This is a genomic window from Salipiger pentaromativorans, assembly GCF_024721115.1.
Taxonomy (GTDB): domain Bacteria; phylum Pseudomonadota; class Alphaproteobacteria; order Rhodobacterales; family Rhodobacteraceae; genus Salipiger; species Salipiger pentaromativorans.
The window spans coordinates 284,517-300,012 of record NZ_JAMDHK010000004.1 but is presented as its reverse complement, the minus strand read 5'-3'; the positions used below and the strand labels follow the sequence as shown (position 1 = coordinate 300,012).

The 15,496-nt window shown below is 67.1% G+C and carries 16 protein-coding genes; 10 read left to right on the top strand and 6 right to left on the bottom strand.

Features of this window, described 5'->3' with window-relative positions; genetic code table 11:
* Positions 1-141 precede the first annotated feature (141 nt).
* Complete coding sequence (locus M4578_RS09770) at positions 142-1,722, bottom strand: GMC family oxidoreductase (protein ID WP_258093261.1); 1,581 nt, start codon at positions 1,720-1,722, stop codon at positions 142-144.
* 87 nt (positions 1,723-1,809) lie between these two features.
* Positions 1,810-2,268, bottom strand: a complete 459-nt coding sequence (locus M4578_RS09765; protein ID WP_258093260.1) for an Lrp/AsnC family transcriptional regulator — start codon at positions 2,266-2,268, stop codon at positions 1,810-1,812.
* 135 nt (positions 2,269-2,403) lie between these two features.
* Between M4578_RS09765 and ald the strand changes: the two genes are divergently transcribed.
* The gene (gene ald / locus M4578_RS09760; protein WP_258093259.1) at positions 2,404-3,528 is read left to right on the top strand and encodes an alanine dehydrogenase; all 1,125 of its coding nucleotides are present in this window, start codon (positions 2,404-2,406) and stop codon (positions 3,526-3,528) included.
* 48 nt (positions 3,529-3,576) lie between these two features.
* On the opposite strand, the gene M4578_RS09755 is transcribed toward ald, so the two are convergent.
* Positions 3,577-4,152, bottom strand: a complete 576-nt coding sequence (locus M4578_RS09755) for a YqgE/AlgH family protein (protein ID WP_258093258.1) — start codon at positions 4,150-4,152, stop codon at positions 3,577-3,579.
* Between the two features lie 140 nt (positions 4,153-4,292).
* Between M4578_RS09755 and M4578_RS09750 the strand changes: the two genes are divergently transcribed.
* Positions 4,293-5,084: a protein-disulfide reductase DsbD domain-containing protein gene (locus M4578_RS09750; protein WP_258093257.1), complete on the top strand. Its 792-nt coding sequence runs from the start codon at positions 4,293-4,295 to the stop codon at positions 5,082-5,084.
* A gap of 18 nt (positions 5,085-5,102) precedes the next feature.
* Here M4578_RS09750 and M4578_RS09745 read toward each other — a convergent pair whose 3' ends face one another.
* Together M4578_RS09745 and mscL are read right to left on the bottom strand one after the other, a co-directional pair.
* The gene (locus tag M4578_RS09745; protein WP_258093256.1) at positions 5,103-5,990 is read right to left on the bottom strand and encodes a cation diffusion facilitator family transporter; all 888 of its coding nucleotides are present in this window, start codon (positions 5,988-5,990) and stop codon (positions 5,103-5,105) included.
* A gap of 124 nt (positions 5,991-6,114) precedes the next feature.
* Positions 6,115-6,537 carry a large conductance mechanosensitive channel protein MscL gene (gene mscL / locus M4578_RS09740; RefSeq protein WP_258093255.1) on the bottom strand — a complete coding sequence of 141 codons (423 nt, stop codon included), beginning with the start codon at positions 6,535-6,537 and terminating at the stop codon, positions 6,115-6,117.
* 158 nt (positions 6,538-6,695) lie between these two features.
* Between mscL and M4578_RS09735 the strand changes: the two genes are divergently transcribed.
* Positions 6,696-7,394: a glutathione S-transferase family protein gene (locus M4578_RS09735; RefSeq protein ID WP_258093254.1), complete on the top strand. Its 699-nt coding sequence runs from the start codon at positions 6,696-6,698 to the stop codon at positions 7,392-7,394.
* A gap of 162 nt (positions 7,395-7,556) precedes the next feature.
* Here the strand turns inward: M4578_RS09735 and M4578_RS09730 are convergent, their stop codons facing one another.
* Positions 7,557-8,006, bottom strand: a complete 450-nt coding sequence (locus tag M4578_RS09730; RefSeq protein WP_258093253.1) for a YtoQ family protein — start codon at positions 8,004-8,006, stop codon at positions 7,557-7,559.
* A gap of 190 nt (positions 8,007-8,196) precedes the next feature.
* Here M4578_RS09730 and M4578_RS09725 point away from each other — a divergent pair, with 190 nt between their 5' ends.
* The 7 genes from M4578_RS09725 to M4578_RS09695 all read left to right on the top strand — a co-directional run bounded on the left by M4578_RS09725 (position 8,197) and on the right by M4578_RS09695 (position 15,490).
* Positions 8,197-8,835 carry an alpha/beta hydrolase family protein gene (locus M4578_RS09725; RefSeq protein WP_258093252.1) on the top strand — a complete coding sequence of 213 codons (639 nt, stop codon included), beginning with the start codon at positions 8,197-8,199 and terminating at the stop codon, positions 8,833-8,835.
* Between the two features lie 140 nt (positions 8,836-8,975).
* A complete protein-coding gene (locus M4578_RS09720) occupies positions 8,976-10,022 on the top strand; it encodes a rod shape-determining protein (protein WP_258093251.1) in 1,047 nt (348 codons plus the stop codon).
* Positions 10,023-10,065: 43 nt separating this feature from the next.
* Positions 10,066-10,974, top strand: coding sequence for a rod shape-determining protein MreC (gene mreC / locus M4578_RS09715; RefSeq protein WP_258093250.1), 909 nt, complete (start codon positions 10,066-10,068; stop codon positions 10,972-10,974).
* Complete coding sequence (locus M4578_RS09710) at positions 10,967-11,506, top strand: rod shape-determining protein MreD (protein WP_258093249.1); 540 nt, start codon at positions 10,967-10,969, stop codon at positions 11,504-11,506. The genes mreC and M4578_RS09710 overlap by 8 nt, the downstream gene beginning before the upstream one ends.
* Entirely contained in the window at positions 11,503-13,422 is a 1,920-nt protein-coding gene (mrdA, locus tag M4578_RS09705) for a penicillin-binding protein 2 (protein WP_258093248.1), read from the top strand. The genes M4578_RS09710 and mrdA overlap by 4 nt, the downstream gene beginning before the upstream one ends.
* Positions 13,419-14,558, top strand: coding sequence for a rod shape-determining protein RodA (rodA, locus tag M4578_RS09700; protein WP_258093247.1), 1,140 nt, complete (start codon positions 13,419-13,421; stop codon positions 14,556-14,558). The genes mrdA and rodA overlap by 4 nt, the downstream gene beginning before the upstream one ends.
* The gene (locus tag M4578_RS09695; RefSeq protein WP_258093246.1) at positions 14,558-15,490 is read left to right on the top strand and encodes a 2-hydroxyacid dehydrogenase; all 933 of its coding nucleotides are present in this window, start codon (positions 14,558-14,560) and stop codon (positions 15,488-15,490) included. Before rodA ends, M4578_RS09695 begins: the two co-directional genes overlap by 1 nt.
* Positions 15,491-15,496: the final 6 nt, after the last annotated feature.

Below are 15,496 nucleotides of genomic sequence, written 5' to 3'. Positions count from 1 at the left end.
AAAGAGAAGAAGGGCAAAGGCGCGCCCCTGATCTTCTTCTCTTGGCAAAATACGCCCGCCGGAGGCGTCCCGCCCTCTCCGCGTCTCGACGCCGGGACATCGGTAGGGTGGGCAATCCTGCCCACCGCCCCCGCAGGCTCGTTACCCCCGCAGGATCATATCCGCCGCCTTCTCGGCAATCATGATCGTCGGCGCATTGGTGTTGCCGCTGGTGATCGTCGGCATCACGCTGGCATCCACCACCCGCAACCCGCCGATTCCGTTCATGCGACATTCCGCATCGAGCGGCGCCTCCTCCCCCGTCCCCATGCACACCGTGCCCACCGGGTGAAAGATCGTCGTGCCGACCTCGCCCGCCGCCCGCACCAGATCGGCGTCGCTCTCATAGGAGAGCCCCGGCTTGATCTCTTCGGGCGCGTATTTCGCCATCGGGCTTTGCGCGACGATCCGGCGGGTCAGGCGGATGCTGTCCACCGCCACGCGCCGGTCGCCCTCGGTCGCAAGATAATTCGGCGCAATCACCGGCGGCGCTTTCGGATCGGGCGAGGCCAGCCTGACCGACCCCCGGCTTTCGGGCCGCAGGTTGCAGACGCTGGCGGTGACCGCCGGGAAGCTGTGCAGCGGCTGGCCGAAAGCGTCGAGCGAGAGCGGCTGCACGTGATACTCCAGATCCGGCGTCGCCAGCCCCGGCCGGGATTTCGCGAAAGCGCCGAGCTGCGACGGCGCCATGGACATCGGCCCCGAGCGCCGTGCCAGATATTCCAGCCCGATCTTGGCCTTGCCCCAGAACGAATTGGCCAGGGTGTTCAGAGTTTTCGCCCCCGTCAGCCGCCAGGCGCAGCGCAGTTGAAGATGGTCCTGAAGATTGCCGCCCACGCCCGGCGCGTCGTGCTTCACCTCGATCCCGTGTCCGCGCAGCAGATCCGCCGGGCCGATCCCTGCAAGCTGCAACAGATGCGGCGAGTTCACCGCCCCCGCCGAGAGGATCACATCGCCGCCGCAGCGCGCCTCGCGCGCCTGCCCGCCCTGCTCATAGGCGACACCCACCACCTTGCGGCCCTCCCAGAGCAACCCGGTCACATGCGCCTGCGTTTCCACGCGCAGCGTCTCGCTATCGGTCGTGCGCAGGAACGCCTTGGCCGTGTTCATCCGCCAGCCCGCGCGCTGATTCACCCGGAAATAACCGACGCCCTCGTTGTCGCCGGTGTTGAAATCACTGACCTTCGGCAGACCCGCCGCCTCCGCTGCCGCCATCCAGTCATCCAGCACCTGCCAGTGCAGCCGCTGGTTCTCCACCCGCCACTCGCCGCCCGCACCATGCAGTTCGCTGGCGCCCTCGACATAATCCTCGGATTTCCTAAAATAGGGCAGCACGTCGTCCCAGCCCCAGCCTGCCAGCCCCATCTGCCGCCAGCCGTCGTAATCCGCCGCCTGGCCGCGCAGATAGAGCATGCCGTTGATCGACGAGCAGCCGCCCAGCACCTTGCCGCGCGGATAGAGCAGCGAGCGCCCGTTCAGCCCCGGCTCCTCGGCGGTGCGGTAGCACCAGTCGGTGCGCGGGTTGCCGATGCAGTAGAGATAGCCCATCGGAATGTGGATCCAATGGTAATTGTCGCGCCCGCCCGCCTCGAGCAGCAGCACGCGGCGCCCGGCCTCCGAGAGCCGCTTGGCCAGCACGCAGCCCGCGCTGCCCGCGCCGATGATGACGTGATCCCAGGACATGGCCCCTCCTCCCTGCCGATCAGACAACCGCAAACCCAATTGTCTGACATTTGATATGTCAGACAATTGAGAGCCGTGCAACCGCGCTCAGACCGGCAGGGCCGTGGTCTTGAAGACGGTGAGCAGGGCAAAGCTCGACTGCATCTGCGCCACCCCCGGCAGGCGGGTCAGGTACTGGCGATGGATGCGGGCGAAATCTTCGGTGTCCTCGGCCACCACCTTGAGGATGTAATCGGCGCTGCCCGCCATCAGGTGGCATTCCAGCACATCCGGCACCCGCGCCACCGCCTTCTCGAAGGCGTCGAGCACCTCATCGGCCTGCGCGCTCAGGGTGATCTCGACAAAGACCGTGGTCGGCATGTTCATCTTGCGTGCATCCAGCAGCGCCACATAGCCGCGGATATAGCCTTCGGTCTCCAGCCGCTGCACCCGGCGGTGGCAGGCGGAGGGCGACAGATGCACCTGCTCGGACAGTTCGGCATTCGACATCCGCCCCTGTTTCTGGAGCACCCGCAGGATGCGGCGGTCAAGGTCGTCTAGCTCCATGGCGGTTTCTTTCGCAAAGCGGTCAGGTTGTCGAAGATTCTGCGATCAAGGCGGATTTCAACGCATCAAATCCGCTCGGAAATTGCAAGCCACGCTTGGCAGGATTGTGGAAAACACAACAGGGAAGGATACGCGATGATCATTGGATGCCCCACCGAGGTCAAACCTCAGGAACACCGCGTCGGGCTCACGCCCAACGCCGCCCGCGAAGCCGTGGCGCATGGCCACGGCGTGCTGGTGCAACGCGGCGCCGGGCTGGGCGCCGGGTTCGACGATACGGCCTATCTCGCCGCCGGCGCACGGGTCGTGGACGGCGCGGCCGAGGTCTTTGCCGAAAGCGACATGATCGTGAAGGTGAAGGAACCGCAACCCGCCGAGCGCAAGATGCTGCGCCCGGGCCAGCTTCTCTTCACCTATCTGCATCTCGCCCCGGATCCCGCGCAGACCGAAGATCTGCTGGCCTCGGGCGCGACCTGCATCGCCTATGAGACGGTGACCGACGACCGTGGCGGGCTGCCGCTGCTGGCGCCGATGTCGGAGGTCGCGGGCCGTCTGGCGCCGCAGATGGGTGCATGGGCGCTGCAAAAGCCCAATGGCGGGCGCGGCGTGCTGATGGGCGGCGTGCCCGGCGTGGGCCCCGCCAATGTGCTGGTGATCGGCGGCGGCAATGTCGGCACCCATGCGGCGCGCATCGCCGCCGGTATGGGCGCGGAGGTCACCGTGCTCGACCGGTCGCTGCCGCGTCTGCGCTATCTCGACGATGTGTTCGGCAGCGTGTTCCGCAACCGCTACTCGACGGAGGGCGCGCTGAGCGAGCTGATCGCGCAGGCGGATATGGTGATCGGCGCGGTGCTCATCCCCGGCGCGGCCGCGCCCAAGCTGGTGTCGCGGGCGATGCTGGCCGAGATGAAACCGGGCGCGGTGCTGGTCGATGTGGCCATCGACCAGGGCGGCTGTTTCGAGACCTCGCGCGCCACCACCCATGACGATCCGGTCTATGAGGTGGACGGCATCCAGCATTACTGCGTCGCGAACATGCCGGGGGCGGTGCCGCGCAGCTCAACCATCGCGCTTGGCAATGCGACCCTGCCCTTCGTGCTGGCGCTGGCGGACAAGGGCTGGCGCGGGGCCTGCGCCGAGGATCCGCATCTGCTGGCCGGGCTGAACGTGCATGCGGGCAAGCTGACCAATGCCGCCGTGGGCGAGGCGCTGTCGCGCGACACGATCTCTCCGCAGCAGGCGCTCGAGCTTCCGGCCTGAGATCATACATAAGGGCATTGCCCGGCCGCATCGGCCGGGCGCGCCCGCTCAGGCGGTTCCGCCCTCGGCGGAGAGCAGATGCGCGGGAATTCCCAGCGAGTTCAGCGCCGCCTCCCATTTCGCGGCATCGGCGGTGCCGAAGACCAGCTCGGGAGAGGCATCGCAGACCAGCCAGCCGTTCTGGGCCAGTTCGCCCTCGAGCTGCCCCGGCCCCCAGCCGGCATAGCCCAGCATCGCCATCCACTGCGCCGGCCCCTCGCCGCGCGCGATGGTTTCAAGCACGTCCAGCGTGCCGGTCATGTGAAACCGCTCGTCCACCTTCAATGTCGTCAGCCCCGACAGGTAATCCGGCGAATGCAGCACAAAGCCGCGCCCCATCTCGACCGGACCGCCGAAATGCACCTTGAGCCGGTCGAGCCCCGGCCCCGGCGTGATCGAAAGCTGTTCGAGCAGCCCTGCCATCGTCACATCGCCCGAAGGCTTGTTGACGATGAGACCCATCGCCCCCTCGTCGGAATGGGCGCACATATAGACGACGGAATGCTCGAATCGCGGATCGCCCATTCCGGGCATCGCGATCAGCATCTTGCCTGTCAGGTCCGTCACACCGCTGGCGTTATCCATAAGCTCGACTTTCTGCACCGGGTCTTGGCCCCAGCATGGCGCTCTGCGTCCTGTGGCGCAAGGGACGAGACGCCACGGCTCGCGCGGCTATCGCCGCAATGTGACTTGGCATTTCATTCAAGAGCCGCCATGTGATCCCTATGATCCGACGCCTGACCCTCCTTCTCGCCGCCTGCCTCGCGCTGTCCACACCGGCCCGCGCGGACGATCCCGTTCACGCCGAGCTGCGCCCCGGATGGCGCCTGCCGAACGGCGATCACATGGCCGCGCTGCACCTGACGCTGGCGCCCGGCTGGAAGACCTATTGGCGCGCGCCGGGCGAGGCCGGCATTCCCCCGGTCTTCGACTGGCGCGGATCGCGCAATACCGAGGCGGTCGAGGTGCTCTGGCCCACGCCACATGTGTTCTGGCAATCGGGCATGCGTTCGGTCGGATACAAGAACGAGCTTGTGCTTCCGCTGCGCATCACCCCGGACCGGAGCGGCGACATCGCGCTCGAGACCGAAATGCAGCTTGGCCTGTGCAACGACATCTGCCTGCCGCACACGCTGCGCATCCGCGCCACCCTGCCCGCAACGCTCGGCACCCCCGATCCGATGATCGCCTCGGCGCTCGCCTCGGCGCCGTTCTCGGAACGCGAGGCCGCGGTGAAACAGGTGCGCTGCAAGGTCAGCCCGGCCAAGAGCGGGCTTGCCCTGCGCGCCGAGATCGACATGCCCGGTGCCGGCGGTGACGAGGAAACCGTAATCGAGAGCGGCCAGCCGACGGTCTGGGTCGCCGAACCGAAAACCCACCGCGAAGGCGGCACGCTGATCGCCGAGACCAAGCTCATGCATATGGACGGCAAACCCTTCATGCTCGACCGGTCGCGCCTGCGCATCACCGTCCTGGGCAGCCGGCACGCAGTCGATATTCAGGGCTGCGACGGGTAATCCCGCACTGCCAGCGGGTCAGAGCACCACGATTCCGCTGTGTTTCGCCTTGTGCTCGGGCTCCACGTGAATGGTGACGCGGCTGCCGTCGAAGGCATCGTTGAGCGCTGCCTCGATCCGGTCGCAGATGTCATGTGCGGCGTCCACCGTCATCCCGCCCGGCACCACCAGATGGAACTCGACAAAGACCGCCCGCCCGGCGCGGCGCGACCGCAGGTCATGCGCCTCGACCGCGCCCTCGGCATTGGCCGAGATCAGCGCCCGCATCTGCTCCAGCTCGTCCTCGGGGGCGGATTCGTCCATCAGCCCGCCCACCGAGCGGCGGAACACCCGCCAGCCCGACCACAGAATGTTCAGCGCCACCAGCGCGGCCAGCGCCGGATCGAGCCAGTGCCAGCCGGTCAGCACCGCCGCCACGACCCCGATCGTCACCCCGACCGAGGAATAGACATCGGTCAGCAGATGCTCGCCATCCGCTTCCAGCGCCGGCGAGCGCATCTCGCGCCCCGCGCGCAGCAGCACCCAGCACCAGACCCCGTTCAGCACGCTGGCGATCAGGTTCACCCCAAGCCCCAGCCAGGGCTCGGAAATCGCGCGGGGCACCTGCCAGGCCGACCAGGCCTCGTGCAGAATCAGCAGCGCGGCGATGACGATCAGCACGCCTTCGAGCACGGCGCTGAAATATTCCGCTTTGTGATGGCCAAAGGGGTGATCGGCATCGGCGGGCTGGGCCGCAATGCGCAGCGCCAGCAAGGCCGCCAGCGCGGTCGCCACGTTCACGATGCTTTCCAGCGCGTCCGAGAGCAGCGCGACAGAGCCGGTCAGCCACCAGGCAAGGACCTTGATCGCAAGGACCGCGATGCCCACGGCAACGCTGCCATAGGCGATTTTCAATGTACGGCTCATGGGCGCCTCTCCGCGTGCCCGTGCCTGATAGCGAAGCCTCCGGACAACCGCAACCAAGCCGCGCCCGAGGCATCGGACAGGCCCGCCCCCGGGGCGGACCTGTCGCTTCAGAAGGCTTGCGGCCTCATTTCTTGAGCGCGTCGCGGATCTCGATCAGGATGTCGAGTTCGGACGGGCCCGGTGCCGCTTCGGGCGCCGGCTCTTCGGGCGTTTCGGCGGCGGCCTTCACCCGGTTGACCGTCTTGACCAGCATGAAGACCACGAAGGCGATGATGAAGAAATTGATCACCGCCATGAGGAAGCTGCCGACGGCGAAGACCGGCGCGCCCGCCTCTTTCGCGGCGTCGAGCGAGGCGTAATCGCCGCCGTCCAGCGCGTAGAACCAGCCCGTAAAGTCGATGCCGCCAGTGAAAAGCGCGATGATCGGGTTGATGATGTCGCCCACCAGCGACGTCACGATCGCGGTGAATGCCGCGCCGATGATGATGCCGACGGCCATGTCCATGACATTGCCCTTGGCGATAAAATCCTTGAATTCCTGAATCATGTGTCCGGTCCTACTCTTACGGCCTGTGGGGGGCGGCGGCGATTGCGCTCCTCCGCACCCTGTGCAAGTTTCCACGACATCCCCATGACACAGCATGTCACTCAACCAAAAGGGAAATCGACCATGTCTTTCCCTCCCGCCTCCGAAGGAGCTTTTGCATGACCGATTTGTCCGCGTTTCCGATCACCCGGCGATGGCCCGCCGCGCATCCCGACCGCATTCAGCTTTACTCCTTTCCCACGCCCAACGGCGTCAAGGTCTCGACCGCGCTGGAAGAGATGGGCCTGCCCTACGAGGCCCATAAGGTGACGCTGGCCGATGCCGATGTGAAAAGCCCGGAGTTCACCTCGCTCAACCCCAATGGCAAGATCCCCGCGCTCATCGACCCCAACGGCCCCGGCGGCGCCCCCATCGGGCTGTTCGAAAGCGGGGCGATCCTGGTCTATCTGGCGGAGAAGACCGGCAATTTCATCGGCGAATCCGCGCGCGAGCGCTACGAGATCCTGCAATGGGTGATGTTCCAGATGGGCGGGCCGGGGCCGATGTTCGGTCAGCTCGGGTTCTTCTGGAAATTCGCCGGCGCCAAGGTCGAGGATCCCCTCCCGCGCGACCGCTATCTCGGCGAGACGCGGCGGCTGCTGGGGGTGATCGAAGGCGTGCTCGAGGGGCGCGACTGGATCGCGGGCCCCTATTCCATCGCCGACATGGCGCTGGCCCCCTGGCTCAACGCGCTCGATTTCTACGGTGCCAAGGAGGCGGTCGGCTGGGAGGAGCACCCGCGCTGCGTGGCCTATCTCGACCGGTTCCTCGCCCGACCGGCGGTGCAGGCGGCACTGAACATTCCGCCGCGCGGCTGACCTAGCGTCACCATCCGGACCGCCGGGCGAGGACGCCTCCGGCGGGAGTATTCTGCGAAGGATGAAAGCCCGGGCCTGCGCTCTGCTTTCATCTTTCCGGCACATCGTCGGGGGAGCGCGCCCCGGCGCGCGAGGGGGCAACGCGCCCCGACCGGCGCGGCCTCAGCCGGGCAGCGTGCCGGTCAACACGTAGCGGAAGATCTCCACCACCTCTTCGGGCTCACGCGCCACCGCCAGCGCGGCAGCATCGACCTCTTTCAGCGCGTGGTCGTGCTCCGGCGGTTGCAGGATGATCAGCGATTTGCCCAGCGCGGCGGCATAGCCCGCGTCGAAGGCCGCGTTCCACTGCCTGTATTTGTCGCCGAAGCGCACCACCACAACATCGGCATCGGCGATCCCCTTGCGGGTGCGGATCGCGTTGAGCATCGCGCCCTTGCGGTCGTGCCAGAGCTTGCTGTCCTCGGCGCCGAGGATCGCCACGCCGCAATCGTCGCTGGCGGCGTGATCGGTCACCGGCGCAGAGAAGGTGAGGTCGAGCCCCTGCGCCCCCTCGATGATCCGGTCGCGCCAGTCGGTGTGAATCTCGCCCGACAGGTACACATTGAGTCCCATAGCGTCTCTCCCTCGCTCAAAAGTTGCGCAAGACGTAACACCGACCGGCGCGGAAACAAGGCTCCCACCCTGGCACGACCACCCCGCGCGCGCTCTGCCCCCGCCTCGCGCAGACGGCAGGGAGCGCTACCCAAGGACGACCAGAACCGGTATGCTTGCCCCCATTGATTGATCACAAGGAGATTTTCCAATGGCGAAACTGCCCGTCCTGACCGCGGCGGATTACATCCGCGATGCCTATGCCAAGGATCTTGGCGACCGGATCCACACCTCGATCGACATCCGCGGCGTCCAGGCGCATTACCTCAAGGACGGCACGCTGGTGATCCCCGGCACCAACGAGCTCTCGGACTGGTTCGATTTCAACCTGCAATTCGGCGGCACGCCGATGGACGGGCACGGGTTCGAGGTGGTGCCCGGCGACAGCGGCACGCTCTGGCACGGCGGGTTTCTGGAACACGCCCAGATCGTCTACACCTTCGCCAAGGGGCTGCGGCCGAAATTCATCGTCGGCCACAGCCTGGGCGCGGCCTCTGCACAGATCGTCGGCGCCTCGCTCTCGACCCCCACCATCGCCTTCGCCTCGCCCAAGACCTGCAAGTCGCGCAGCCAGATGCCCGGCGAGGGCTGGGTGATGAACATCTGCCGGATCGACGACACGGTCTGCCACGCGCCGCCGGCATTCCTGGGCTTCCGCAATGTCGGCAGCCTCTACTGGCTCTCTCCGGACGAGGTGAACCCGGGCGAGGATCACAAGATCGGCAACTATATCGAGCTTCTGAAGCTCAAGCGCGTCCAGGAGCGCGTCCCCACCGCCTGGCCGCGCTGAGCCGGGCGGCACTGCGGCGGTTTCACGCTGATTTGCGCTGTCCTGCCCCTTTCGCGCTGGGAAAAGCGGCCCTATAAGGGCTCCGGCTTGGGCTCGGGGAGAGTCGCGGGCCCATCCTAGTATTCGGGGCAGGACGCAGCATGTTTGGACTGGACAGACTCATGGGCGCCTTTTCGGCGGACATGGCCATCGACCTTGGGACAGCGAACACGCTGGTCTATGTGAAAGGGCGTGGTGTCGTACTCTCCGAACCCTCCGTGGTCGCCTATCACATCAAGGATGGCGTCAAGAAGGTGCTGGCCGTGGGCGAGGACGCCAAGCTGATGCTGGGCCGGACGCCGGGCAGCATCGAGGCCATCCGCCCGATGCGCGAAGGCGTGATCGCCGATTTCGACACCGCCGAGGAGATGATCAAGCACTTCATCCGCAAGGTGCACAAGCGCTCGACCTTTTCGAAACCCAAGATCATCGTCTGCGTGCCGCATGGCGCCACCCCGGTCGAGAAACGCGCCATCCGCCAGTCGGTGCTGAGCGCGGGCGCCCGCAAGGCGGGGCTCATCGCCGAGCCCATCGCGGCGGCCATCGGCGCCGGCATGCCGATCACCGACCCCACCGGCAACATGGTGGTGGACATCGGCGGCGGCACCACCGAGGTGGCCGTTCTGTCGCTGGGCGACATCGTCTATGCGCGCTCGGTCCGCGTCGGTGGCGACCGGATGGACGAGGCCATCGTCAACTACCTGCGCCGCCAGCAGAACCTGCTCGTGGGCGAAAGCACCGCCGAGCGGATCAAGACCAGCATCGGCACCGCCCGGATGCCCGATGACGGGCGCGGTTCCTCGATGCAGATCCGCGGCCGCGACCTGCTGAACGGCGTGCCCAAGGAAACCGAGATCAGCCAGGCGCAGGTGGCCGAGGCGCTGAGCGAGCCGGTGCAGCAGATCTGCGAGGCGGTGATGACCGCGCTCGAGGCGACGCCGCCGGATCTGGCCGCCGACATCGTCGACCGGGGCGTGATGCTGACCGGCGGCGGCGCGCTTCTGGGCGAGCTGGATCTGGCCCTGCGCGAGCAGACGGGGCTCGCCGTGTCGATTGCCGACGAGAGCCTGAACTGCGTGGCGCTCGGCACCGGCAAGGCGCTGGAATACGAAAAACAGCTCCGCCACGCGATCGACTACGATTCGTGACGCGTGCTTTGAGAGCGGGTCCCGACGCCCTATAAGGGGTTGAATGGCGAAACATGGTTCGAATGCCGAGGATTATGCCGGTCCGCTGAAGCGCCTGCTTCTCGCGGTTCTTGTGCTGTGTCTCGTCGGGCTCTTCATCTTCTGGCGCATCGACAGCCCGCGTGTGGAACGCTTCCGCGCGCAGATCGTCGATGCGGTGATGCCAGGGTTCGACTGGGCGATGGCGCCGGTCACCGGCGGCGTGCGGATCCTGCGCGATTTCCAGAGCTATCAGCGCATCTACGACCAGAACCAGGAGCTGCGGCGCGAGCTGCGGCAGATGACCGCCTGGAAAGAGGCGGCGTTGCAACTTGAGCAGGAAAACGCCCGGCTGCGCGATCTGAACAATGTGCGGCTCGACCCGCGGCTGACCTATATCACCGGCGTGGTGCTGGCCGATAGCGGTTCGCCCTTCCGGCAGTCGGTGCTGATCAACGTGGGCTCGCGCGATGGCATCGTCGACGGCTGGGCCACGATGGACGGGATCGGGCTTGTGGGGCGGATCTCGGGCGTGGGGCCGAACACCTCGCGGGTGATCCTGCTGACCGATGCCACCAGCCGCATTCCCGCGATCATCCAGCCCTCGGGCCAGCGCGCGCTGGTCACCGGCGACAATTCCGCCGCGCCGCCGGTGGATTTCCTCGAAGACCCCGATCAGGTGCGCCCCGGCGACCGGATCGTGACGAGCGGCGACGGCGAGGTGTTTCCCCCCGGCCTGCTGATCGGCCAGGTGGCCGAGGATCCGGGCGGGCGGCTGCGGGTGCGGCTGGCGGCCGATTACGAACGGCTGGAATTCCTGCGGGTGCTGCGCGATCACGGCGCCCGGCAGGTGAGCGCGCCTTCGGCCCTGATCCTGCCGGAGACGCCGCCGGGCACGGCCACCGCCCCGGCCACGGACCAGCCCGATGGCTGAGCCCCGCCCGGCCCGGATCTGGATCATGCGCGGCGCCTTTGTCGGTCTCGCGCTGATGGTGATGTTCTATCACCTGTTGCCGCTCGACATGATGCCGCCGCGCTTTGCCGGGCCCGACCTGCTGGTCGCGCTCTGCTTTGCCTGGGTGCTGCGCCGCCCCGATTACGTGCCCGCGCTCAGCATCGCCGGCGTGATGCTGCTGGCCGACATCCTGTTCCAGCGGCCCCCCGGTCTCTGGGCGGCGCTGGTGCTGATGGCGGCGGAGTTTCTCAAATCCCGCGACCGGCGCGACCGCGAGACGACCTTTGCCATGGAATGGATTGCCGTTGCCACCACGCTGCTGGCGATCACGATCGCGTATAGGCTGCTGCTCGCCCTCTTGATCGTGCCCACGGGAACGTCTTTCCTTGCGCTCATGCGATACGCCATGACCGTGCTGGTCTATCCGCTTGTGGTGATGGTCTCGCAATATCTGCTCGGGGTGCGCCGCATGGCCCCGGGCGACTTCGATCATGCCGGGAGGAGCCTGTGAGACGCACGCCCCGCGACAGCGCCGAAAGCACCCGCCGGATCACCCGCCGCGGGCTCATCCTGGGCGGTGCGCAGCTTGGCTTTGCCGGCGCGCTGGCGCTGCGGATGCGCTATATGCAGGTCGATCAGGCCGACGAGTTCCGCCTCCTGGCCGAGGAAAACCGCGTCAACATTCACCTGATCCCCCCCGCGCGCGGACGAATCTTCGACCGCGAGGGCCGGGTGATCGCCGAAAACGAACCGACCTACCGCATCACCATGCGGCGCGAGGATGCCGGCGATGTGGAAGATGTAATCGCGCGACTCTCGGCGCTGGTCGAGCTGGACGAGACCGAGGTCACCCGCGCGCTCGAAGAGATGCGCAGCTCGCCGCCCTTCCTTCAGGTCACGGTGGCCGACCGGGTGAGCTGGGAGGCAATCAGCCGCGTCGCGGTCAACGCCCCCGCCCTGCCCGGCGTGACGCCCGAGGTCGGGCTCAGCCGGGTCTATCCCCGGCACGAGACCTTTGCCCATGTGGTGGGCTATGTGGGCCCGGTTTCGGAACGCGATCTCGAACGCTACGAAGACCCCGAGCCGGTGCTGCGCATCCCGCGCTTCCAGATCGGCAAGGTGGGGATCGAGTCGAAATACGAAGACAGCCTGCGCGGCCAGGCCGGCGCCAAACGCGTCGAGGTCAACGCCGTGGGCCGTGTCATGCGCGAGCTCGACCGCCGCGAGGGCAAGGCCGGCGCCGACCTGCAACTCACGCTCGACAGCGCGTTGCAGGATTACATCAAGGCGCGTCTGGGCGAGGAAAGCGCCTCGGCGGTGGTGATGGATCTGGAGCATGGCGACGTGCTGGCCATCGCGTCGGCCCCCTCCTACGACCCCAACAAGTTCGTGCGCGGGATCTCGGTGCCCGATTACGCCGAGCTGCGAGACAACGATCACCGGCCGCTGGCCTCGAAAACCGTGCAGGACGCCTACCCGCCCGGGTCGACCTTCAAGATGGTGACCGCGCTGGCGGCGATGGAGGCCGGGCTGATCGGCCCCGACGACACGGTCTATTGCCCCGGCCATATGGAAGTGGGCTCGCGCCGGTTCCATTGCTGGAAACGCTCGGGCCATGGCCATGTGAACCTGGAACAGAGCCTGCGCGAAAGCTGCGACGTCTATTACTACGATCTCGCGCTCAAGGTGGGGATCGAGAACATTGCCGCCATGGGGCGCAAGCTGGGGCTCGGCACCGCCCCCGATGTGCCGATGTCGGCGGTGACCGCCGGGCTGATGCCGGACAAGGCCTGGAAGCGCCGCGAGCGCGGGGCGGAATGGCTGATCGGCGACACGGTGAACGCCTCGATCGGCCAGGGCTTTGTGCTGACCTCGCCGCTGCAGCAGGCGGTCATGACCGCGCGCCTCGCCACCGGCCGCGCGGTGACCCCGCGGCTGGTGCGCAGCGTGAACGGAGTCGAGACGCCCTCGGGCGCCGGCGCGCCGCTGGACATCGACCCGAACAACCTGCGCCAGATCCGCAAGGCGATGTTCGCGGTGTCCAACAACCGGCGCGGCACCGCCTACCGTTCGCGGATCATCGCGGACGATATGCGCATGGCGGGCAAGACCGGCACCAGCCAGGTGCTGAACCGCGTGGTCCGCAACCAGGATGTGCCCTGGGAAGAGCGCGACCATGCGCTCTTTGTCAACTTCGCCCCTTTCGACGCGCCGCGCATCGCGGTGTCGGTGGTGGTCGAGCATGGCGGTGGCGGCTCGGCGGTCGCCGCGCCCATCGCCCGCGACATCACGCTCGAGGCGCTCTATCGCGGCACGCCGCCGCTCGACGCCTACCCCACCGCCGACCGGGGCCGCATCAAGGCCCAGCAGGAGCGGCTCGAGCGCGAACGGCAGGCCCGCGACGGCCATAGCGGAAGCCGCGCATGAGCTATCTCGAATATACGGTCAAGACGGTCCCCGCGGGCTGGCGCAAGGTGCTCTACCTCAACTGGCCGCTGGTGATCCTGCTGGCGGCGGTGGCCTGCGTCGGCTTCCTGATGCTCTATTCGGTGGCCGGCGGGTCGCTCAGCCCCTGGGCCGAGCCGCAGATGAAGCGTTTCGGCCTCGGACTCGCGGCGATGTTCGTGGTGGCGATGGTGCCGATCTGGCTGTGGCGCAACCTGTCGGCGCTGATCTATCTCGTGGCGCTGCTGCTGCTGGTGGCGGTGGAGCTGTTCGGCGCCGTGGGCATGGGCGCGCAGCGCTGGATCGACATCGGCTTCATGCGGCTTCAGCCCTCGGAGGTGATGAAGATCGCGCTGGTGATGGCGCTGGCGGCCTATTACGACTGGCTGCCCATGAAGCGCGTGTCGCATCCGCTTTGGGTGCTGGCGCCGATTGTGCTGATCCTCGCGCCCACCTTCCTGGTGCTTACCCAGCCCGACCTCGGCACCGCGATCCTGCTGATGACGGCGGGCGGGCTGATGATGTTCCTCGCCGGGGTGCACTGGGCCTATTTCGCGGTGGTGGTCACCGCCGGTGTGGGCGCGGTCTACACCGTTTTCCTGTCGCGCGGGACAAGCTGGCAACTCCTCAAGGAGTATCAGTTCAAGCGCATCGACACTTTTCTCGACCCGTCGTCGGACCCGTTGGGCGCGGGCTATCACATCACCCAGGCGAAGATCGCCATGGGATCGGGCGGCTGGACCGGGCGCGGCTTCATGCAGGGCACCCAGTCGCGGCTGAACTTCCTGCCCGAGAAACACACCGATTTCATCTTCAACACGCTGGCCGAGGAATTCGGATTTGTCGGCGGCTTTTCCCTGCTCGCGCTCTATGTGCTGATCCTGCTCTTCTGCATCGTCGCGGCGATGCAGAACCGCGACCGCTATTCCTCGCTGCTGATCCTCGGCGTCGGACTGACCTTCTTCCTGTTCTTCGCCGTGAACATGTCGATGGTGATGGGGCTTGCCCCGGTGGTCGGCGTGCCGCTGCCGCTGGTCAGCTATGGCGGATCGGCCATGCTGGTGCTGATGATCGCCTTCGGACTGGTGCAGAGCGCCCATATCCACAGAGCCCGCTGATGATCGACATTCTCTTTGCCGCAGGCCCCGACGACTGGGCCGACTACGAAACGCCGTTGCGCGCCGCCCTGGACGGGCACGGCCTGTCCTACCGTCTGAGCCGCGACCTGCCGCCCGAAGGCGTCGATTACATCGTCTATGCGCCGGATTCGCAGGTGACGGATTTCACCCCCTACACCGGGCTGAAAGCGGTGCTGAGCCTGTGGGCCGGGGTGGAACGGATCTCTCCCAACACGACGCTGCGGGTGCCGCTGGCGCGGATGGTGGATGACGAAGGTCTGACCCGGGGCATGGTCGAATATGTCACCGGCCATGTGCTGCGGCACCATCTCGGGATGGATGCCCATATCGTCAACCCGGGCCACGACTGGGCTCCCGTCGTCCCGCCGCTGGCCACCGAGCGGCCGGTGAGCGTGCTTGGTCTGGGCATCCTGGGCCGCGCCTGCGCCGAGGCGCTGGCGGGGCTCGGCTTTCCGGTCACCGGCTGGTCGCGCCGGGCCAAGAGCGTTGACGGGATCACCTGTCAATTCGGGCCAGACGGGCTGGTCAAGGCATTGAAGAGTGCCGAAATCCTCGTGCTGCTGTTGCCCGACACGCCGGCCACGCAGAACCTGCTCGATGCCGAAACGCTGGCACTATTGCCCCGGGGCGCCGCCATCGTGAACCCGGGACGCGGGCCCCTCATCGACGACGCGGCGCTGATCGCGGCGCTGGACGCGGGCCAGATCGGCCACGCGACGCTCGACGTCTTCCGGACGGAACCGCTGCCCGCCGGACACCCGTTCTGGGCGCATCCCCGCGTCACGGTCACACCGCATATCGCGGCCGCAACCCGGACCGGCAGCGCCGCCCGGGTCATCGCCGAGAACATCCGCCGCGGCGAAGCCGACGAGCCGCTGCTCTACCTTGTGGATCGCAGCGCCGGATACTGAGCCCCC